This window comes from Hafnia sp. (genome assembly GCF_036648275.1).
Classification (GTDB): Bacteria; Pseudomonadota; Gammaproteobacteria; order Enterobacterales; family Enterobacteriaceae; genus Hafnia; species Hafnia alvei.
On the sequence record NZ_JAVXIQ010000025.1, the window covers coordinates 1 to 21367 of the forward strand.

The 21367-nt window shown below is 46.3% G+C and carries 21 protein-coding genes and 1 tRNA gene; 16 read left to right on the forward strand and 6 right to left on the reverse strand.

Annotation, left to right across the window (positions count from 1 at the left end; genetic code table 11):
- Positions 1–165: 165 nt before the first annotated feature.
- On the reverse strand, positions 166–393 hold the full coding sequence (locus RSC70_RS17195; protein WP_332543067.1) for a helix-turn-helix transcriptional regulator: 228 nt from the start codon (positions 391–393) through the stop codon (positions 166–168).
- A 77-nt stretch (positions 394–470) separates the two neighbouring features.
- Here RSC70_RS17195 and RSC70_RS17200 point away from each other — a divergent pair, with 77 nt between their 5' ends.
- From RSC70_RS17200 to RSC70_RS17210, 3 genes are all read left to right on the forward strand, one after another.
- Positions 471–1148, forward strand: coding sequence for a LexA family protein (locus RSC70_RS17200; RefSeq protein ID WP_332543068.1), 678 nt, complete (start codon positions 471–473; stop codon positions 1146–1148).
- 79 nt (positions 1149–1227) lie between these two features.
- The gene (locus RSC70_RS17205; protein WP_332543069.1) at positions 1228–1509 is read left to right on the forward strand and encodes a hypothetical protein; all 282 of its coding nucleotides are present in this window, start codon (positions 1228–1230) and stop codon (positions 1507–1509) included.
- A gap of 2 nt (positions 1510–1511) precedes the next feature.
- On the forward strand, positions 1512–1964 hold the full coding sequence (locus tag RSC70_RS17210; RefSeq protein WP_332543070.1) for a hypothetical protein: 453 nt from the start codon (positions 1512–1514) through the stop codon (positions 1962–1964).
- A gap of 35 nt (positions 1965–1999) precedes the next feature.
- Here the strand turns inward: RSC70_RS17210 and RSC70_RS17215 are convergent, their stop codons facing one another.
- Positions 2000–2191, reverse strand: coding sequence for a hypothetical protein (locus RSC70_RS17215; RefSeq protein WP_332543071.1), 192 nt, complete (start codon positions 2189–2191; stop codon positions 2000–2002).
- A 303-nt stretch (positions 2192–2494) separates the two neighbouring features.
- Between RSC70_RS17215 and RSC70_RS17220 the strand changes: the two genes are divergently transcribed.
- The 8 genes from RSC70_RS17220 to ssuE all read left to right on the forward strand — a co-directional run bounded on the left by RSC70_RS17220 (position 2495) and on the right by ssuE (position 7057).
- Positions 2495–2575: transfer RNA gene (locus RSC70_RS17220), tRNA-Met, on the forward strand.
- A 103-nt stretch (positions 2576–2678) separates the two neighbouring features.
- Complete coding sequence (gene rdgC / locus RSC70_RS17225; protein WP_332543072.1) at positions 2679–3596, forward strand: recombination-associated protein RdgC; 918 nt, start codon at positions 2679–2681, stop codon at positions 3594–3596.
- A gap of 85 nt (positions 3597–3681) precedes the next feature.
- Entirely contained in the window at positions 3682–4215 is a 534-nt protein-coding gene (locus RSC70_RS17230) for a hypothetical protein (RefSeq protein WP_332543073.1), read from the forward strand.
- 4 nt (positions 4216–4219) lie between these two features.
- Positions 4220–4684 carry a DUF551 domain-containing protein gene (locus RSC70_RS21065; protein ID WP_442904324.1) on the forward strand — a complete coding sequence of 155 codons (465 nt, stop codon included), beginning with the start codon at positions 4220–4222 and terminating at the stop codon, positions 4682–4684.
- 155 nt (positions 4685–4839) lie between these two features.
- The gene (locus RSC70_RS17245; RefSeq protein WP_332543074.1) at positions 4840–5457 is read left to right on the forward strand and encodes a 3'-5' exonuclease; all 618 of its coding nucleotides are present in this window, start codon (positions 4840–4842) and stop codon (positions 5455–5457) included.
- 17 nt (positions 5458–5474) lie between these two features.
- A complete protein-coding gene (locus RSC70_RS17250) occupies positions 5475–5846 on the forward strand; it encodes a LexA family transcriptional regulator (RefSeq protein WP_072309944.1) in 372 nt (123 codons plus the stop codon).
- Entirely contained in the window at positions 5843–6100 is a 258-nt protein-coding gene (locus RSC70_RS17255) for a pyocin activator PrtN family protein (protein WP_072309943.1), read from the forward strand. Before RSC70_RS17250 ends, RSC70_RS17255 begins: the two co-directional genes overlap by 4 nt.
- Positions 6101–6487: 387 nt before the next feature.
- Positions 6488–7057, forward strand: a complete 570-nt coding sequence (gene ssuE, locus RSC70_RS17260) for an NADPH-dependent FMN reductase (protein ID WP_130997762.1) — start codon at positions 6488–6490, stop codon at positions 7055–7057.
- Positions 7058–7112: 55 nt separating this feature from the next.
- Here the strand turns inward: ssuE and pepN are convergent, their stop codons facing one another.
- Complete coding sequence (pepN, locus tag RSC70_RS17265; RefSeq protein WP_025800994.1) at positions 7113–9731, reverse strand: aminopeptidase N; 2619 nt, start codon at positions 9729–9731, stop codon at positions 7113–7115.
- 447 nt (positions 9732–10178) lie between these two features.
- Between pepN and RSC70_RS17270 the strand changes: the two genes are divergently transcribed.
- The 5 genes from RSC70_RS17270 (at position 10179) to RSC70_RS17290 (ending at position 17940) form a co-directional block, all read left to right on the forward strand.
- Entirely contained in the window at positions 10179–11909 is a 1731-nt protein-coding gene (locus RSC70_RS17270; protein ID WP_282806738.1) for a GGDEF domain-containing protein, read from the forward strand.
- Between the two features lie 219 nt (positions 11910–12128).
- Positions 12129–13334: a nicotinate phosphoribosyltransferase gene (gene pncB, locus RSC70_RS17275; RefSeq protein ID WP_332543075.1), complete on the forward strand. Its 1206-nt coding sequence runs from the start codon at positions 12129–12131 to the stop codon at positions 13332–13334.
- A 265-nt stretch (positions 13335–13599) separates the two neighbouring features.
- Positions 13600–15000: an asparagine--tRNA ligase gene (asnS, locus tag RSC70_RS17280; RefSeq protein ID WP_025800991.1), complete on the forward strand. Its 1401-nt coding sequence runs from the start codon at positions 13600–13602 to the stop codon at positions 14998–15000.
- 329 nt (positions 15001–15329) lie between these two features.
- Positions 15330–16442 carry a porin OmpC gene (gene ompC / locus RSC70_RS17285; protein ID WP_025800990.1) on the forward strand — a complete coding sequence of 371 codons (1113 nt, stop codon included), beginning with the start codon at positions 15330–15332 and terminating at the stop codon, positions 16440–16442.
- A 304-nt stretch (positions 16443–16746) separates the two neighbouring features.
- On the forward strand, positions 16747–17940 hold the full coding sequence (locus RSC70_RS17290) for an amino acid aminotransferase (RefSeq protein WP_332543076.1): 1194 nt from the start codon (positions 16747–16749) through the stop codon (positions 17938–17940).
- 71 nt (positions 17941–18011) lie between these two features.
- Here the strand turns inward: RSC70_RS17290 and RSC70_RS17295 are convergent, their stop codons facing one another.
- From RSC70_RS17295 to ldtD, 3 genes are all read right to left on the reverse strand, one after another.
- Positions 18012–18659 carry an MBL fold metallo-hydrolase gene (locus tag RSC70_RS17295; RefSeq protein ID WP_332543077.1) on the reverse strand — a complete coding sequence of 216 codons (648 nt, stop codon included), beginning with the start codon at positions 18657–18659 and terminating at the stop codon, positions 18012–18014.
- A gap of 83 nt (positions 18660–18742) precedes the next feature.
- On the reverse strand, positions 18743–19291 hold the full coding sequence (locus tag RSC70_RS17300; RefSeq protein ID WP_040045917.1) for a YcbK family protein: 549 nt from the start codon (positions 19289–19291) through the stop codon (positions 18743–18745).
- A gap of 178 nt (positions 19292–19469) precedes the next feature.
- Entirely contained in the window at positions 19470–21284 is a 1815-nt protein-coding gene (gene ldtD / locus RSC70_RS17305; RefSeq protein WP_332543078.1) for a L,D-transpeptidase, read from the reverse strand.
- Positions 21285–21367 lie beyond the last annotated feature (83 nt).

Consider the following 21367-nt stretch of genomic DNA (forward strand, 5'->3'; position numbering starts at 1 on the left):
GTCTCTCTTTTGTGGTTTTAATCGCTCTCAATACCCTTATGATTTAGGGTAAATATCTGGACGTAGCTCAGTCTTAGAAACTCCGCCGTGGGTTTCTTTTTCTAGATGCAACCGTCCCACTGTAAGACTTCTAGTTTTGATAGAACTGCTAAAGAGACGTATTACTTAGGCTGCTAGCAGATTTTGTTTACTAATGTCTAAAATTTCAGATGCGCTGTACTTACCACCTGAAATGCTTTCAATTTGCTGTGCGTATTTGGTCTTTCCAAAAAACTCAGTCTTGGGGAGGAAGCCATTTTTAAGCCATTTATAAACAGCTCTTTCACTAACTCCACAAGCCTTAGCTACTTCAGGAATACCAATACTTTTGATTGGTTCGTCTAGGGTTTGCATAGGCCATCCTTTTTCGTACTTTCAGTTCGAATTATGATTGAACTGAAAGTTTTTGCAAGTGGTTTACTATCGTACTCATGGTACAAGTCGAGAAAGTGCGTGAAGAGTTTGCCCAGCGGCTAGCGCAGGCCTGTAAAGATGCTGGATTAGATGAACATGGCCGCGGGATTGCTATCGCTCGAGCATTGGGTGTTTCATCTAAGGGGGTAAGTAAGTGGTTTAATGCTGAATCTCTACCCCGCCAAGCGAAAATGAATGAACTTGCCAAGTTCTTGCGAGTAGATGTCATGTGGTTGCAACACGGAAATCAGGCACTCGATCGCAATGTAACAAACCCCATCCCTTACTCTCGCGGGAACTTGTATCCAGTGATTAGCTGGGTGAGTGCTGGAGCATGGGCTGATGCATGCGAACCGTACACGATTGATCAAATAGATGAATGGTACGAGTCCGATGCGAAAGTTTCTGGTTCTGGCTTTTGGTTGCGGGTCCAAGGCGATTCAATGACTGCCCCTACAGGACTTAGCATTCCAGAGGGAACGCTTGTCCTCATCGATACAGGTAGAGAACCAGGCAATGGGAGCTTAGTTATAGCTAAGTTAACCGATGCAAATGAAGCTACGTTTAAGAAATTGATTCTTGATGGCGGGTGTAAGTACTTGAAGGGATTGAATCCTGCATGGCCTCTCATACCAATTAATGGTAACTGCAAAATCATTGGCGTAGCTATAGAGACAAAACTTCGACTGGTTTAGCCCAATGGACTGAGGATACGTTCTAGGTGGTTGGAATTAAAACCTTGCTGAAAAAACTATGATTAAAAATGGTAACTATATGAATATAGCAGACAAAAATAACTTCAAAGAAATACAACCAGCTAAAGATTATATTAATGCCTACGCTGAAGTTGCAGGTTGTACCATTTTCCGCATAAATGATACCGATAGAATGGCTAATTTTATGTTCATAGTAAATGAACCAGTCCCCTATGTAGACATTCGTGGAGAAATCAGCAAGCAGGACTACGAAAAGAAGAAAGTAGCCTCAATAACAATGACATATAAACAGGCGGAGGCCTTCTATTTATCCCTGAAAAAACAGTTTGAAGGTAACTAATTATGGCCTATCCGGCTGATAATAGTGTTGGAAAACCTTTTTTTGGGTATATGACTAGTAGTGGACCAGTGATAGTATCCCATCCTGAACTTACATCTTTAGATGTTTTCCAAGTCATAGAAGGCTCTTATACTTCTAGTGGAGGAAAAACTACCAATAATGGGGGTGGAGGAATGGAAAAACGTCTAGCAGTTCTCGAGGCTGAAGTTTCTCACATCAAAACAGATGTTGCTGATATTAAATCTGATCTGAAAAAAGTGCAGACTGAAACCTCAAATCTGAGTAGAGATGTTGCTGTTATTCTGCAGAAAGTAGTTGATATCGATTCAAATATATCAAAAAAACCCAGTTCAAGTGAAATGACAGCAGCGATAGCATCAGCCACAAATAAGCAAATAATTTGGACTATTGGCATAGCAATGGCCATCTTAGGATTTGCAAAGTACATTTTCTAACCCCGCCGCTGAGTGGGAGTGGGGTTTTATTGCACTCACTCCTTCATTACCTCCGCAGCCATTAGATACGTCGCTCTTCTCTTTTCGTCATACTCCATCTGTGCGTAAGATTCCAACATCGAAATGATGTACTCCTTCTTCACTTCTTGCTCGTAAGACACCAGATTCAGCGTAGCCTTTCCCACAGCTTCGCATAAGTCGTTGTAGCCAATCGCATTCTTATCCATACGTCCTCCTATTTTGATTACTTTATCATCTGCTAGCCAAAATATTCGCTAAATAAAAAAATAAATACCATTAACTTTCAAACACTTTACCCAAAAGTACACAAACAGAATATATTGCGTACTTATGGTACTTGAAATTTATGTACTATTAGTTCAATATGATTCCATCTACACGACATGAAGCATTAACTAACAGGAAAGTTAGGCGCACAACTAAAAGAGCGCTGGCATGAAAAACATATCTCGCAGCCATTAAAACGAAAGCCGGGACGGATGGCAGAAACGCGGTAGTGCTCTTTTAGTTGTGGTGTAGCTCAGTTGGTAGAGCGTCGCAAGCGTTCATAGCGTAGCGGGTACGCGCTGGTTCAAGTCCAGCCACCACAGCTCATTTGTGTGGAGAATTATTAGAGATCCTATCTGTTTGTGTGAATTTTCATTAATTCGCACCGGGGAAACTCATATCTAAAAAACGTGTGGAGAAATAATCGTGAGCGTATTTAACCTAAAGAATTTAATCATTTACCGCGTAAGTCGTGACTTTCGCTTTAGCCCAGAGAATATGGCCACTCAGTTGCAGCCGATGGCATATTCCCCCTGTGGCAGCCAAGACATGGCAAAAACAGGCTGGGTTTCACCAATGGGGAATTTTAGCGATAGCCTTATTCATTCAATCTCCGGCCAGCTAGTTCTATTCATGCGTCGAGAGGAGAAAATATTACCGGGTACCGTTATTAAACAGCACCTGCAATCCAAGATTGAAAAATTGGAGGGAGAGCAAAATCGCAAATTAAAGAAAACAGAGAAAGACTCTTTGCGGGACGAAGTTCTTCACACCCTTCTACCTCGAGCATTCAGCCGCTTCACAACCACCGTTATGTGGATCGATACAAATAGTGGTTTGGTGATCGTTGACTCTAACAGCTTCAAGCGAGCAGAAGATGCCTTAGCTCTATTGCGTAAAAGCCTTGGTTCACTACCTGTAGTACCTCTCACTATGGAATCGCCTGTTGAGTTAACACTCACTGAATGGGTTCGATCTGGCAGCTTACCTGCTGGCTTTGCTCTCCAAGATGAAGCTGAGCTTAAAGCTATTTTGGAAGAAGGCGGCGTAATCCACTGCAAGAAACAAGACCTCATCTCGGATGAGATTAGCAGCCATGTTGAAGCCGGAAAATTAGTTACCAAGCTCGCACTTAATTGGCAAGAACGCGTCCAGTTTGTGCTTACTGATGATTGCACCATCAAGCGAGTGAAATTCACTGATTCAATTCTTGACCAGAATGACGACATTGATCGTGAGGACTATGCCCAGCGCTTTGATGCAGACGTCATGTTACTTACTAGTGAACTCGGAGAGCTGATTAAGAACGTGATTAATTCGCTCGGCGGCGAAAGCACAAAGTAACCCAATTAAGACGTTGTTTTAGTGTGTGGAGAAATAATCGTGAAACTAAATGAATTACCCCCAAAGACGCTAATTAAGCAAGCGCATGCATCGATTCGATCTAGTGACTTGGCCCGGCTATCTGTCTGTTTCCGGTGATATGGGGGAATGGGTATTCACACGCATACATGACATGTTCGACTTCTTTGTAGGTCGTGATGCGGGCATAAATCCTCGCTATTGGTCCGAAAAACTTGCAATGGGTGCCGGTGGCAGTGGTCTAGATAAGCACTGTCTTGAGTTCGACGATGATGCATTTGCCAAAGAATTGGATGAATGGCACGAATCATGGCTTGAGGATGAGGAACACGACGCCAGCGAAATCGAAGATGTGAAGCAAGGTATATCAGAACTGAAAGGAGAGCATTTCAGTGATTCGCAAGCAGCTTATAACGCCGTGTTCGAGTCCGATATTCCCGGCTTATATGCCTATGAGCTATTTGAAGGCAACTCATGCGAGCGCTACTCACATCACTACTTATGGATTTGTTATGCCGTTGCATGGGGTATTGAGCGATACAAAGGCCAAAAGCTGGCGAATAAAGCCATGAATAAATTTTTATCCATTCGCGGGGTATAGAGCAATGTCTGAATTAACAACAGAACGTTTAGAAAAAAGAATCAAAAACTGTATCGAAGTCGGGAACGGCTGCGTGATGTTGCCTGTCAGCGTGGCAGAGGAGCTATTGGCGTTCAGGAAAGCAGCTGAGAAGCTTGTTCGTTGTAAAGGCCGCTATCACTCCGAACAGAATTACCGCGCCCTAGCTGCATTGTTTGGCATGACTGTTCCTGACTTGCCTCCATTACCAAGCGATGAAGCCTCAATAATACCTGTAAGCGAGCATAAGTGGATAAGCGTGGATGATGGTATGCCTGAGAATTGCAACACCGTTTTGGTTTGTAGTAATCGCGGGATCATTTGGTGTGCGGAAGTTGAAGATGGTGATTTTTATCCCGATGAGTTTCCAAATCTTCCCCGAGAAGGCTTTGAAATTACCCACTGGATGCCATTACCCGCAGCACCAGTACAGGAGCAGAACAATGGATAACACAACTCTTCAAGCACCAGAAATAGAAGAATGTTCGAGCTGTGGCAACGAAGCGCCAACCTATACAAAAGACTGCCCACATTGCGGGATGGAGAAATGCGACCAATGCGATGCGGGTGACGATACGAGCTGCATAAATTGTGAGGGTGAATAATATGATTAACACTATCGTGATCGATACCGAAACTATGGATGTGCGCCCTTCTGCTCTCATCCTATCCATCGGCGCTTTTGCTTTTGATGTTGCCGATCTGGAAGGTACTCGCGAATCTATACTGGCTGTAAGCCGCGATCCTGAGCTTTCTGACTATTCAGCTAATGCGTTCTACTGCCTGCTTGATGCTAACGACCAGCTGATGCTGGGGCGCTCTGTTTCGAAAGATACACAGCATTGGTGGATAAATCAGAACCAAGACGCGCAGGAAGCATTATCCGGCGATCGTGAGTCGTTAGCTGACCAGCTGCTTAATCTGAATAGTTGGATTGCTCAACATACTGGCGCCACGATTTACTTTCGCGGTACCGACTTTGATGGCTCGATTCTAGAAAGCGCATACCGTTCCTGTCGCATGGAATGCCCGTGGAAGTACAACGGAAAGCGCGACGTTCGGACGTACATCGATGCGCTCACTGGTGGCAAAAAAGGTTATGTTCCTGACCACCAGCCATACTTCCAGATGATTAAGCACAACGCGCTTCATGACGCGATGAATGATGCCGAGCAGATGGCAATCGCTAAAAACTGTTTTGCCGCCGTAGTTAAGGTTGCATAGGCATATAGGAGGAGTTAATGCAGGAACTCACCAAGCAGCAACGTGCCGTGCTAGACGTTATAACCAATTACATTAATCGAAATGGGATATCACCAACGGTTAGTGAAATTTCGGAGGCTATGGGGTTCAAATCCCCAAACTCCGCCACTTTGCATCTTAAGGCATTAAAGAAAAAAGGTGCTATAGCAATCCGAGATAGGACGTCACGAAGCATTACAGTGATTGACAGAGAAAATAGCCCGCTGAGCATTCCAAGTGTTAACGACAGTAACTATTGGTTTGATGGAGTATTCCAGCATAGACGCTATGAGCGTGATGTGTATAGAAGCCTAGAATTAGCTGGAGTAATCGTGGATGTAAAAGCTAGCCGTGTGGAGAATAAAACGTGAATACAATCTTTTTACTAATGGCTGAATATGAAACAGCCTCAATCCCACTTTCCATGATTGCTGACAAATATCTTGGGATGAAACCAGAAACAGCGGCGGTCAGAGCAAACGAAGGCGCATTACCAATACCAACCTTCCGTTTGGCTGATTCAAATAAAGCACCTCGAATGATTCACTTACAGGATTTAGCTGAATTCATCGACCACCAGCGAGCCATAGCACGCCAAGAATTGAAAAAGTGCCAAGTAAAGTGATGGGATAAGGCGGCTATTATTGGATATTCAGGGGTGCTTTTTGGAAACATCAGCACCCCAATAGCACACCATAATAATGTAACTCATTGTTTATATTAAATGCTTTATCCGGTGGCAAGTCGGGGCGGTATTATCCGGTATCTTTCAACAGATTGGAATTGATTAAAGACAAAAAGAACGCATTCAGCGCAAACGATTACCCTTACCCACTCATTTATAGGCATTTAGTGACGTTTAGGTTTTGCGATAGCGGCAAGATATCCGATTACCTATATAAAATTTTTGAACTTAAAAGAATAAAAAGAAATTTTTAATAACTTATTTTGCCTGTTAGGGTGAAATGGAATTTAAATTTAACATTCCATTTACGCTTATCTGGAGCCTTCTATGGTTATTGTTTCTCTGGCTGGCAGCCCAAAACAGCCATCACGTTCTTCCGCACTACTGGCGGTTGCTCACCGCTGGCTCGCTCGTCATAACGTAGAAATCGTGCATTTTAGCCTGCAAGATTTCGTGGCCGAAGATCTCTTATTCGCCAATTTTAATAGCCCACAAATACTGGCGTTGAACCACGCCTTGAGCCGAGCAGACGGTCTTCTGGTCGCGACACCGGTTTATAAGGCGGCTTATTCTGGAGCCTTGAAAAGTATTCTAGACCTGCTTCCCGAACGTGCGCTTGAACACAAAGTGGTGCTTCCGCTTGCTACCGCAGGCTCGTCTAATCACTTTTTAGCCTTGGACTACGCACTCAAACCCGTCCTCAGTGCGTTAAAAGCGCAAGAAGTATTACATGGTGTTTTTGCGACCGACGTACAGATTGATTACGCCTCGCGGGAAGCCACGCTGGAGGCGGCTCTGGCAGAACGCTTAGAAGAGTCACTCAGCACATTTTATGCCGCCATTCAGCGCAGGGGGCTATCTCTAACCGCAAAAGAACACGTGACCAGCCATGAATAAAAAAAGCCCCGCGATAGATGCTGCGGGGCTTCAGTTTAGTGCTTTAGGTCAATCGTTATGCATTGAGCGCTTTGGTGATTTTCTCAAACAGATCGCCAGACAGATTTTCCAATCCTTTCAGCTCTTCCAACGATTTACGCATCAGAGCCTGACGGCTTTCATCATAGCGTTTCAAGCGGATCAGCGGTTCGATCATGCGCGCTGCCACCTGTGGGTTGCGGGTATTCAGATCTTTTAAGATCTCGGTTAAGAACGCATAGCCCGAACCGTCTGCCGCGTGGAATGCTGACGGATTAGCCTGTGCAAATGCGCCCACCAGCGAGCGAATGCGGTTTGGATTGCTCAGCGTAAATGAACGGTGTTTAAGCAGCGCTTTTACATTGTCCAAAACTAACGCTGACGGACTGGTCGCTTGCAGCATGAACCACTTGTCCATCACCAAACCATCTTGATGCCAGCGTTCGTCAAATTCAGCCATCAGGCGGTCGCGGCACGGTAGTTCAGCGCCAACGGCAGCCGACAGTGCGGCTAACGAGTCGGTCATGTTGTTCGCATTTTCATACTGACGTACCACTAATTCATCGGCCAGCACCACGTCTTCGCCAAAGGCTAAATAGCGCAGGCAGACGTTACGCAGCGAACGTTTGGCAATATCAGCATGGTCGATGCGATATTCAGGCGTACGGTTATTGTTGTAAACCGCTAGCCATTCGTCCGCCATTTCTTTCGCCAGCAGACGCGTGATTGCCGCATGCACCGCACCGATCGCTTCAGGATCGATGATGCTAAACAGCTCGGCCATTTCATTTTCAGATGGCAGCGTCAGAATTTGGGCCGCCAGTGCCGGATCCAAGGTTTCATCCAATAGCACCGCGCGGAACGCATCAACAACATGCATTGGCAGCGACAAAGGCTGATTCTGTTGGAATTTCGCAACGTTGAGGCGCACATATTTTGCCAACAGCATTTGCGCCGCATCCCAACGCGAGAAATCATTGCGCGCATGCTGCATCAAGAAACTTAGCTGCTGATCGCTATACGGATACTCTAATTTTACCGGCGCCGAGAATTCACGTAATAAAGAAGGGATTGGCTTGTGCGGAACGTTATCAAACGCGAAGCTTTGCTCCGATTCCGTCACGTTGAGCACGTTACTCACCGACTCACCGTCAATCATCAACGGGATCACATTACCCTGCGGATCGTAAAGCTCGATATCCAGCGGAATATGCAACGGTAACTTATCGGCCTGTTCGGAAGTCGGTGGGGTTTGCTGCGTGACGTAGAGACGATATTGTTGATGCTCGGCATCATACTCATCGCGCACGCTAAGCTCTGGTGTGCCCGCTTGGCTATACCAACGACGGAACAATGTCAGATCAACACCCGAAGCATCTTCCATCGCCTGAACAAAATCATCACAGGTCGCCGCACTTCCATCATGACGTTCAAAATAGAGCTTCATGCCTTTCTGGAAGTTTTCTTCACCTAATAGCGTATGCATCATACGAATAACTTCAGAACCTTTTTCATATACGGTTAGCGTATAGAAGTTATTCATCTCGATGACTTTATCAGGACGAATCGGATGCGCCATTGGGCTGGCATCTTCTGCAAACTGCGCACCGCGCATCACGCGGACGTTATCAATGCGGTTTACCGCACGTGAACCTAAATCTGAGCTGAATTCTTGATCGCGGAAGACGGTTAAACCTTCTTTCAAACTCAGTTGGAACCAATCACGACAGGTGACACGGTTACCGGTCCAGTTATGGAAATATTCATGTCCAATAACCGCTTCAATGCCCAGATAATCTTTGTCAGTCGCGGTTTCCGCTTTAGCCAGAACATACTTGGAGTTGAAAATGTTCAGGCCTTTGTTTTCCATCGCGCCCATATTAAAGAAGTCGACGGCAACAACCATATAGATGTCGAGATCGTACTCTAGGCCAAAGCGGGTTTCGTCCCACTTCATTGCATTTTTTAGCGATGTCATCGCCCAACCAGCACGATCTAAATTACCGCGGTCAACGTAGAGCTCTAATGCAACGTCACGGCCGCTTTGTGTGGTAAAGCTATCGCGCAGAACGTCAAAATCACCGGCAACCAAAGCAAACAAGTAGCTTGGTTTTGGGAATGGGTCTTCCCATTGCACCCAGTGACGCCCATCCTGCAACTCACCTTGCGCAATGCGATTACCGTTAGACAGCAGGAACGGATAGCGTGCTTTATCCGCCACGATACGCGTGCGGAAGCGAGCCAGAACATCTGGGCGATCGAGATAATAGGTAATATGGCGGAAACCTTCGGCTTCGCACTGGGTACACAGCGCATCGCCAGAAAGATAAAGGCCTTCCAATGCGCTGTTTTTGGCCGGATGAATCTCATTCACAATCGTCAACGTGAATGCTTCCGGTAGATTTTCAAGAATGAGCTGATTCTCTGATTCGCGGTAATGCTCCCAAGGAGCATCATTCACGCTGACACTTTTTAGGGTGAGATCTTCACCGTTGAGAATAAGAGGTGCCTGCGCGGCACCCTGACGTTTAACCTGACTGACTGCGGTAACCGTGGTTACCTCTGCGTCCAAATCAAAATCCAGAGCTAGATCGGTGATCGTATAATCTGGCGCTTGATAGTCGTGACGATACTTGGCTTGAGGTTGTTGTGTCATAAATACCCTTGTAGGCTTCGCCGATGATATACCCAAATAATTTCAGATGACGGTATCGCGGTAGACCGCGTCATTGCTGGGTAGCCACTGACTAAAAATCAGCACCCTAACCAACCATTAACTAAACTGTATCACACCGATCAAAAAATCGAAGCTCTGCCTAGAAACTCCGGTGCGTTTGCCTGTTATTCACGCAAGTGTCATCAGAAGCGCCCCATGAGAAACCAAGCGTCGTGCCGCTTTTAGACCGTAAGCAATAAAGGCTAGCTAAACATTGGGCATAATGGAGCAAGATTATTCTCAGTCCTAAATACTTACTCTGAGTAGCGATATTCTGACATAATGATCAGAGTTACCGTTTAAAGTTTCTTGTTCATTACGCCCGCCTTAGCGGCCAGTGAGACATTCAATGAGCTCCTCGAAGTTCTAAACCAGAAAACAGCGTGCATGAAGCTAAAAAACCTTATCTACATTTTCACCACGGCCTTGGTGTTCTTTTTTGGTATTTTTATCTATAGCTCATTGCATAAAGCACATGTCGATTTCGCACAAAACCAGCAAAACCTCTATAAAGTTAAACGGCTACGCGACCTAACTGAAGTTTTTCAATCTGCACTTTTAGTTCATCGATTAAAGCGCATCAGCTTCATGAGCGATGCAATTACACAAAGTGAAATCCTTGATGCAGAAAAACAGGTCAGATTGCATGCCGATGCACTGGTTTTGCCTCCTTCAGACAAATCCGCAACAGAATTAGAAAAACAAACCCATGAGATGTTTAATCGAGCAAAATTCTTCGTCTATCGGCTAACCGCCAATGATAATCAGGAATTATCCGCTGTCGGCCATTTGATGCAGGCACAGCTTGATTTGAAGAGCTCCTATTATATAACCGAGCTCAATAAGCTTTATTTTTTGTACGTCTATAACACCACTCTATCCGATACGCATTCGTATAAATTTATTGAAAGCGTTCGCTTGAATAATCGTTTAACACTCACCGCAACCGAACTTATCGATCAGTTAGTCGATATCAAAACGGATGAAGTAAAACGTAATCAGTCTTACTTACGCTCGATAGAATTAATTGGTGTATTGGACTCACTGCGCTCGCGGGTCGATTTTATTATTGCTACAGCGCCAGATGAAGCGCAGCCCTCAGCAAATATTGATGAACTATTAAACAAACTCAGCAAAGAGAGCATGCAGCATCTCACCGCAGATCTCACTAGCGTAATGCAAAGCCGTTCATCTAATGCGTTCGATGGTTTCTATCGCTATATCATCGGTATTGATAAAGCCTCTGCTATCTTTGTGAATAACAGCTATGACCTTGAGTTACATGAGTTAGAAAAGAAAATAAGCGTTAGCCGAGTACAACTTTACGGCATGATTTCATTATGCTGGCTACTTGCTCTGTTCATCGTTATGCCGATATTGGTTTTTTCATCCAAAATAAGCCTATGGCTGACGCTCACCAATAAAAATATCATGAAGTTATCTCGGGGCGATCTCGACATATCTCCAGATAATTCGATCATGACCGGAGAGCTATCGGCCATATCCGATGCCATCAATCAGCTACGCCAGAATCAAATAGAAAAGCGCCTGCTAGAAACTGAAAAGCAGGAACTTATCAATGAGCTACTCGAAGCATCTTCAACCGATCCGTTGACCAATATTTATAATCGCCGCAAATTCTTCAATCAGTGCAGTCAGATCACCGAAGATGACTATCCTCTCGCGTTCTGTCTTATTGATATCGATAATTTTAAAAGATTGAATGACCGTTATGGTCATGACGTTGGCGATTTGGCACTCATCGCCTTTAGCCAAATGCTGGAACAATCGCTGCCAAAAAGTACGGTTTATTGCCGCTACGGTGGAGAAGAATTCGCTATCTTAATTAAATATGAAAATATGCAGCAATCGATGAGAATTATTGATGTCGTGCGCCATCGCACCGAAATGCTGAGTATTGCCATCCCAAATAAGCCTAGCGTTGGCTTTACCATTAGCTGTGGATTAGCCCGTCTTGATGACTATCAAAATATTAACCACTCTATAAAGCAAGCCGATGAAGCACTCTATTACTCTAAGAAACGTGGAAAAAACCAAGTGAGTTTTTATTCGCCAAATGGATTCATTAGCTTTGATGCTAACGATAAAAATGGCTGATATTTGTGCAGGAAACGAGACTAAGATCAAGGTATGAATATTGTACAATTGCACAGCAACTTAATCGGTGCTACTGCAAATGGCACGTTTAATCCTCGACCTATCACATGCCATATGGTGTTATGAGGCTTCAATCTCGGGATAAACTAGGTATACTCCTCCGACTTTGCCGACTATCCCGAACGTGGAATATCCCTGACGAGGATGCAGTAACGCGCCATGACTCAACATGCTTCCCCGATATTAACTTCATTATTGGATACTGACGCCTATAAGTTGCATATGCAGCAGGCCGTGTATCATCGTTACCGCAATCTCTCCGTAGCGGCTGAATTCCGTTGCCGTGGCGACGAGTTACTGGGCAGTTATGCCAACGAAATTATTCAGCAGGTTGCTCTAATGGGCAATCTTGCGCTGACAGATGAAGAATATAACTATCTCAGCACCTTACCTTTCTTCAAAAAAGATTATCTGGACTGGTTGCGCGATTTTCGCTTTAACCCGCAACAGGTCGATATCCGTGACGAAGACGGCCATCTCAATATCCGCATCACTGGCCCTTGGCGTGAAGTGATTATGTGGGAAGTGCCGCTGCTCGCTGTTATCAGTGAAGTGGTACATCGCGATCGCTCACCGCAGGCAACGGCAGAAATGGCCGTGGCACAGCTGCGTAAAAAGCTCGATTCATTTAAACAGCTGAGCGCAGATATCGATCTTTCTGGCTTTAAGCTGATGGATTTCGGCACACGCCGCCGTTTCTCACACGACGTCCAACGAGCCATTATTGAAACGTTGAAAACGGATTTCCCACATTTAGTGGGAACCAGCAACTATAAGTTTGCCCAGTTGCTGAATCTGGCACCGATGGGAACTCAGGCTCATGAATGGTTCCAAGCCCACCAGCAGATTTGCCCGATATTAGCGAACAGCCAGCGAGCAGCCCTGCAAGCGTGGTTAGATGAATATCCCGATCAGCTTGGCATTGCCCTGACCGATTGCATCACGATGGATGCTTTCCTACGCGATTTTGGCCCACAGTTTGCCAACCGCTACCAAGGGCTACGCCATGACTCCGGTGAACCGGTTGAATGGGGCGAGAAAGCCATCGCGCATTACCAGAAGCTGGGTATTGATCCGATGACAAAAACGCTGGTGTTCTCCGATAATCTCGATCTTGAAAAAGCCTTGGAGCTCTATCGTCATTTCCATAACCGCATCAATCTTGGTTTCGGTATCGGTACACGTTTAACCTGTGATATTCCAGAGGTTAAACCGCTAAATATTGTGATTAAGCTAGTTGAGTGCAACGGTAAGCCCGTCGCCAAGCTGTCTGATAGCCCAGGCAAAACTATTTGCCACGACAAAGCTTTCGTTAAAGCGTTGCGCAAAGCATTTGATTTACCGCTGGTAAAAAAAGCCAGTTAAATTACTTAGCTTAATCGTTAACGTAACCAATATTATGAGGGCGTATGCAACGCCCTCTTTTTTTGCCTAAAAAACGCCAATTCTGACTGATAAAATCGATTATTCTTCTTTTTTTCATTCAATCCCCCAATATCTCATCAAGTTCTTGCGATTTGGCTGCGATTTCTTCTTGTGTCTGTTTGCATGACAAGTAACATAGCAACATGCCCGTATTATCTGGGCTGTAGGTTATTTATCATCCAAGATCAATAAAAGAGAGAAATCTATGAGCGTAGTGCCTGTAGTCGACGTACTGCAAGGTCGTGCCGCGGTAGACACTGAAGTCACCGTGCGCGGTTGGGTACGTACCCGGAGAGATTCTAAAGCTGGTATCTCCTTCCTCGCCGTTTATGACGGCTCCTGCTTTAATCCGTTACAGGCCGTCGTTAATAATTCTCTGCCGAATTATGAAAGTGATGTTTTACGCCTGACCACGGGTTGTTCGCTGGAAGTCACCGGTAAAGTCGTTGCATCACCGGGTGAAGGTCAGAGCTTCGAAATTCAAGCCACCGAAGTGAAAGTCGTGGGTTGGGTTGAAGATCCAGACACATACCCAATGGCGGCAAAGCGCCACAGCATCGAATATCTGCGCGAAGTTGCTCACCTACGCCCACGCACCAACCTTATTGGTGCGGTTGCTCGCGTTCGTCATACGCTGGCGCAGGCTATTCACCGTTACTTCCACGAAAACGGTTATTTCTGGGTTTCTACCCCACTGATTACCGCGTCTGATACCGAAGGCGCTGGCGAAATGTTCCGCGTTTCCACGTTGGATATGGAAAACCTGCCGCGCACTGACGAAGGTAAAGTCGATTTCGGTGAAGACTTCTTTGGTCGTGAAGCATTTCTGACCGTATCCGGCCAGCTAAACGGCGAGACCTACGCCTGTGCACTGTCTAAGGTATATACCTTTGGCCCAACGTTCCGTGCAGAAAACTCCAACACCAGCCGCCATCTGGCTGAATTCTGGATGGTTGAGCCTGAAGTTGCATTTGCGGATCTCGACGATATCGCAGGGGTTGCCGAAGGAATGTTGAAATACGTCTTCCAAGCCGTACTTGATGAGCGTGCCGATGACATGGAATTCTTCGCTCAGCGCGTAGATAAAGACGCCATCGATCGCCTGAAGCGTTTTGTCACCTCCGACTTTGCTCAGGTGGATTACACCGACGCAGTAGATATTCTGCTTAAATGCGGCAAGACCTTCGAAAACCCTGTCTACTGGGGCGTTGACCTGTCTTCGGAGCATGAGCGTTATTTGGCTGAACAGCACTTTAAAGCGCCGGTGGTAGTGAAAAACTATCCAAAAGACATCAAAGCGTTCTATATGCGTATGAACGAAGATGGCAAAACCGTTGCTGCAATGGATGTGTTGGCACCAGGCATTGGTGAAATCATCGGTGGTTCTCAGCGTGAAGAGCGTTTAGACGTTCTGGATGCACGTTTAGAAGAAATGGGCCTGAATAAAGAAGATTATTGGTGGTATCGCGATCTTCGTCGTTACGGCACCGTGCCTCACTCTGGTTTTGGCCTTGGATTTGAGCGTTTAATCGCCTATGTGACCGGCGTTCAAAACGTTCGTGACGTGATTCCATTCCCACGCACACCAAGAAACGCAACCTTCTAATTAAGTAATAAAACAACATTTCAACGTTTTGATCACAAAAAAGGGGCCAGCAATGCTGGCCCCTCTCTTTTTTAAACTTAGACCCCTGTCACAAAGTTCCCAAACTTTTACATTTTGAAACACATTCTTGCGTTCTGTTACTCGAATTATAGTTTTGTATCATTTTCGATGTAGATTATCGCTCTAGTGAATGGAACACTGCGATGCAGACACAGGAAGACACCATACTTTCTCTTTTAGTTCCGTAAGTGATGAAATAGTTCCGCGCAGAATTAAATTAGGCAGTGGCAGGTGTCAAAAAAAAATAACTCCTTTAGAGGGTAACAATGATGAAACGCAATATTCTTGCAGTAGTGATCCCAGCGCTGTTAGCAGCCGGTGCAGCAAACGCAGCTGAAATCTATAACAAAGACGGTAACAAGCTGGATCTGTACGGTAAGATGGTAGGCCTGCATTATTTCTCCGATAACAATGGCGACAACGGCGACAAATCTTACGCTCGTCTGGGCTTTAAAGGCGAAACTCAGATCAACGACCAGCTGGCTGGTTACGGTCAGTGGGAATACGAATTCAAAGCAAACCGTGCTGAAGGCGCAGGCGCAACCTCTGGTGACAAAACCCGTCTGGGCTTTGCTGGTCTGAAATTCGGTGACTACGGTTCATTCGATTATGGTCGTAACTACGGCGTATTATATGACGTAGAAGCATGGACCGATATGCTGCCAGAATTCGGTGGCGATACCTACACCAACTCTGACAACTTCATGGCTCAGCGTGCAACTGGTGTTGCAACCTACCGTAACAACAACTTCTTCGGTCTGGTAGATGGCTGGAACTTTGCTGTTCAGTATCAGGGCAAGAACGACAACAATACTGCAAATGGCCGTACTACCACCCAAGCACAGAATGGTGACGGCTACGGCCTGTCAACCTCTTATGACTTCGGTATGGGCATCAGCGCAGCTGCAGCATATGCGTCTTCTGACCGTACTACTCAGCAAGTTAATGCAGGCAAAACTGTTAATGGCAACGTAGCTGGCGGCGATAAAGCTGACGCATGGACTACTGGTCTGAAATACGACGCTAACAACGTATACCTGGCGGCTATGTATGCGGAAACTCGCAACATGACTCCGTACGGTAACAATGGTATTGCAAACAAAACTCAGAACTTCGAAGTTGTTGCACAGTACCAGTTCGACTTCGGCCTGCGCCCATCCGTTGCTTACCTGCAGTCTAAAGGTAAGGACCTGAACACTAACGTAGATGGCAACAAAGATCTGGTTAAATATGTTGATGTCGGCGCGACTTACTACTTCAACAAAAACATGTCTACCTATGTTGATTACAAGATCAACCTGCTGGATGACAACGATTTCACCAAAGCTAACGGCATCGCAACTGACGATATCGTAGCTCTGGGTCTGGTATACCAGTTCTAATCTGACGGCAACCTCGCGGTTGTAGCAGAAGATAATCAAAGGCAGAGCTTCGGCTCTGCTTTTTGTTGTCTAGGATTTGACTCCACTCATCACTGATGATTTATACCCCGTTTTTTAGTCCGTGTTCTACTGCCCTATTTCCTGCCTAATTTTCTGGTTTTCTTCTTATTTTTGGTGCTTTTATCGGCATTGAAGCATTCAGGTAACAACTTTGTATTCTTTTTGTGGCAAACGGTTGGCAAGCTCGCGGCGTAGCGGTAACCTGATGGTTCTCTGGCTCAATCCCACACATGGAAGCTCTTACATGTTTGAAAATATCCCAGCCGCACCAGCGGATCCGATTTTAGGTCTTGCCGATTTATTCCGTGCCGATGCCCGTACCAACAAAATCAACTTAGGTATTGGTGTCTATAAAGATGAAACAGGTAAAACACCGGTTCTGACCAGCGTTAAAAAAGCTGAGCAGTATCTGCTGGAAAACGAAACCACGAAAAACTATCTGAGCATCGATGGTATTCCTGCTTTCGCGACCTGCACGCTGGAATTACTGTTTGGTAAAGAAAGCCCAATCATTCAGGACAAACGTGCTCATGCAGCTCAAACCCCAGGTGGGACTGGTGCTCTGCGTGTGGCCGCTGATTTTATTGCCAATAAAACCTCAGCTAAGCGTGTATGGGTGAGCAACCCTAGTTGGCCTAACCATAAAAGCGTATTTAACGCCGCAGGGCTGAAAGTACGCGAATATGATTACTACGATGCGGCAAATCATCAGTTAGACTTTGCAGCGCTCCAGAATAGCTTAGAGCAAGCAGAAGCCGGTGATGTGGTTCTATTCCACGGTTGCTGCCATAACCCAACCGGTATTGACCCTACGCTAGAGCAATGGGAAGCACTGGCTGAAATGTCTGTTGCGAAAGGCTGGTTGCCGCTGTTTGACTTCGCTTACCAAGGATTTGCCAACGGTTTAGAAGAAGATGCTCAAGGCCTGCGTATTTTTGCGGCTAAGCATGATGAATTGCTGGTTGCGAGTTCCTATTCCAAAAACTTCGGTCTTTACAACGAGCGCGTTGGTGCTTGCACGTTAGTTGCCGCTGACAGTGAAACCGCCGATAAAGCATTTAGCCAGATTAAAGCGACTATCCGCGCTAACTACTCCAACCCACCAGCGCACGGTGGTTCTGTGGTAGCCACTATTCTGGGTAATGAAGCCCTGCGTACTATTTGGGAACAAGAGCTCACTGACATGCGTCAACGCATTCAACGCATGCGTCAGCTGTTCGTTAACACCCTGCAGGAAAAAGGTGCTGAGCAAGACTTCAGCTTCATCATTAAGCAGAATGGCATGTTCTCATTCAGTGGACTGACCAAAGATCAGGTGATTCGCCTGCGTGATGAGTTTGGCGTTTATGCCGTGAACTCTGGCCGCGTCAACGTTGCAGGAATGACCCCAGACAATATGGCACCGCTGTGTGAAGCCATTGTCGCCGTATTGAAATAGCACGCATACTGAAATGACAAAAGGAGCCGAAAGGCTCCTTTTTTGTGCTGCAAATAGCATTCACAACGACGCTACCAAACAGCAGGCTCATCGCGAACAAACGGATTAGTCTGGCGCTCTTGGCCAAAAGTCGACATGGGTCCGTGCCCTGGAATAAATGCAACATCATTGCCCAGTGGCCACAGCTTAGTTTTAATTGAGTTAATCAATGCCTGATGGTCGCCACGGGGAAAATCACTACGTCCGACACCACCGCTGAATAACACATCGCCGACCTGCGCTAAGCGTGATTTCTCATTAAAGAAAATCACATGACCTGGAGTATGACCTGGACAATGGAAAACCTGCAAAGTCTCATTACCCACCTGCAAAGTATCGCCGTCATTTAACCAACGGGTAGGCACTAAGGGTTCACAATCACTGAGGCCAAACATTTTGCTCTGAGCAGGCAGCCCTTCTAGCCAAAACTGGTCTTCTTCCTGCGGGCCATAGATCGGCACATTTAGGCTTTTCGCCAAGTTGCCAGCGGCTCCCACGTGGTCTAAATGCCCGTGGGTCAGCAGAATTTGAGTTACCGTGAATCCCAGCGCTTCAACTTCACGCTGAATTTTTGCTGCCTCACCACCCGGATCGACGATCGCGGCCTGAAGCGTGTCCTCGCACCATAAAACAGTACAATTCTGCTGGAATGCAGTAACGGGAATGATTTTATATTTCATGTTTGCCCCAATATAAAAAACGCCGGCAAAGGCCGACGTTTAGGATCTCTTTGACTACCTAATAATACCGTCTTAAAGCGTCATTACCAATTTCTAACGGGGCCGGTGTCAATATGTACGAAATTACTGCGCGGATAATATCCAACGCCACCCGCTCGCATTTTCAATGCGGCTTTACGAATATTGGCTAGCTGAACACCTTCAATATGGAAATCCATCGCCTGACCAAGCGTATGGTAACTGTGTTTCGCCACGCCGCTGCCACGCTCGCGTAATTCATTATTGGTGCGTGGAGAACGATAGCCGGAAATAAGCTGAATCGGTTTACGCGTGCCAATCATCGCCTGCAAACGAAAAATTTGATCGAATAAGCGAGGATCAATACTTTTTACTTTATTCGCACGATAGTCGCGGAACAAATGGTTCAGGCGAACTAATTCTTCCTGAATATAGTTTTTACCGTCGAAGAACTCAGCCTTAAGTTGTTCGCCGGTATTTAAATTATTGAGTAATAAAATACGAGGACGTGGTGTAGAAAGCGTTGCGAACGCTTGCCCTGGTAGCATTGCCATTCCCATAGCAGCGCCACCTAAAGCCAACCACTTGCGACGATGAATATTAATTGGATCCATGAGATAAGTTGTACTCGGCAAAATGTCTGAAAATCACGCACCAAAGCGCACCGTCAGGCACCATAACCGTCATGGAAGATCGAGTCAACCCGCTACCCGCCAAGGTTGGCGGGTTATCACAGATTTTTATGGCTATCATTTACAACATTACAAAAACTATGGTTTTGCTAACTGCTTGCTAGAGTTGAAAAAGGCGCTCGGCTTGCGCGGCGATTTTTGCCCCTGAACGTACAGTGTCATCATAATTGTAAATATCTGTGCGGAACTGCGGCTTACCATCTTCCGAAACCCATGCGGTCAGATAATAGAGGCGAACAGGAATGCGGTGACGTATCGGCACATATTTCGTATTCCCCTCTTTCAGAGCAGACGAAACTCGCGCGTCATTCCAACCAGCATCTTGAAGAAGCATATTTGCCAGCGTCGAAGCTTTATTAACGCGGACACAACCTGAACTCAGCGCACGAATATCTTTTTCAAATAATCCGTGGTTTGGCGTGTCATGCAGATAAATAGCATCTTGGCTTGGCATATTAAATTTATAACGACCTAGCGAATTATTCGCCCCCGGCGCTTGCTGAATTCGATACGGGAAATTACGCGGCGACACCGACGCCCAGTCGATCATATAAGGATTAACCACTTCGGCATCGTTACTCCATCCAGAAAACAGGCGATAGCCGTGACGCTCGAAATAGCCTGGATCGTGCATAGCTTTCGGTATGATATCTTCACGAATGAGCGTTGTTGGCACGTTCCACGGTGGATTCACCACCACGTTATTCAGTTCGCTATTCATCAGCGGCGTTTTACGCGTTGGTCGCCCTACAATCACTCGCGATGAAAGTACTTCTGCGCCATTCTGGTAATAAATCAACGAGTAGTTAGGAATATTGACCATGATGCCAGTATTCACTTCTCCCGGCAAAATGCGTAAACGTTGAATATTCAAAGCCAGCAATGTGGCTCGCGTTTGTGGAGATACATTCAGCCACTCACGTGTGCGCTTGCCAATCACCCCGTCGCTGGCTAACCCCTGCCACTGCTGGAAGCGCTTCACGGCTTCTACGAGCTCAGGCGTATAGCGGTTATCGATCACTGAAACGGATGACGCTTTCGCTGGCTCAGCCTCTGGTGATGGCTGTTGCTTAGTCAAATCAGTCACTGCGGTGGTTGATGGGCTGATCACCGCATTAGGATCCTGACTCGCCGGAGATTGCAACGGCTGTGCATCAGGCACCGGCGTTGGTTTCGCGCTAGCATCGCCTTCCAACATTCCAGTACGCTGTAACACTTCACGCAGCGCAGGCATATCCGCGCTCAGGTCACCCGGTTTTAAACTCGGCCCGTCGCTGACCACAGGCCAAGGGCGCGCATCCGCTAACAGGTTTTTTAACGCTTTATGCATCGCAGCGTACTGAGGATGTGCAGGTTCTAGCGATTTAACGAAGGTATTCAAACGGCCATCACGAATCGACAACTGCCAGTTGTTTACCAGCGTTGTCGGCGGCTCTGCCATTGCATAAGGCACCGAGCTGTATAGCCAACTGCCTTTGGTTGCGCTCACGCCGGAGACAAATTGCAGATAGCCCAGCATCGCATCAGATAAGACGGCATCACGCGCCATGCCACTGACATCGGGATTAGTCAGCGCCTGAACCCATTGGGTGAACTGAGGCTGAACACCAGAGAGTGCAACTTCAGCCAGCTGCTGTTGAAATTGTTGAACCGCCGTACGATCTTGCCACATTGGCTGCATGTGATTCGCAGCGTAGAGTGAAGAAAGTTGGTTCAAATAACGCAGTGAAACGCCCTGTGGAAGCTGCGACAACAGCGCCGAACGCGATTGAGGTACACTCATGGTCGCCACTGAAACCACGGGTTGTTTAGCAACGTCTGCATAGGCTGGCATTATGCTCAGCGCCAATGCACTCATTGCTATTGAACCACCGACAACCATATGGCTTAGACGGAATCTGTTATTCAGCACCATCCCTTGCTCCCTAGTTAGCTCATAGACACCGAATTTCGGAGCCTTAGCTTAATTATACAAATAGAAATGACATTTTGCCGTTT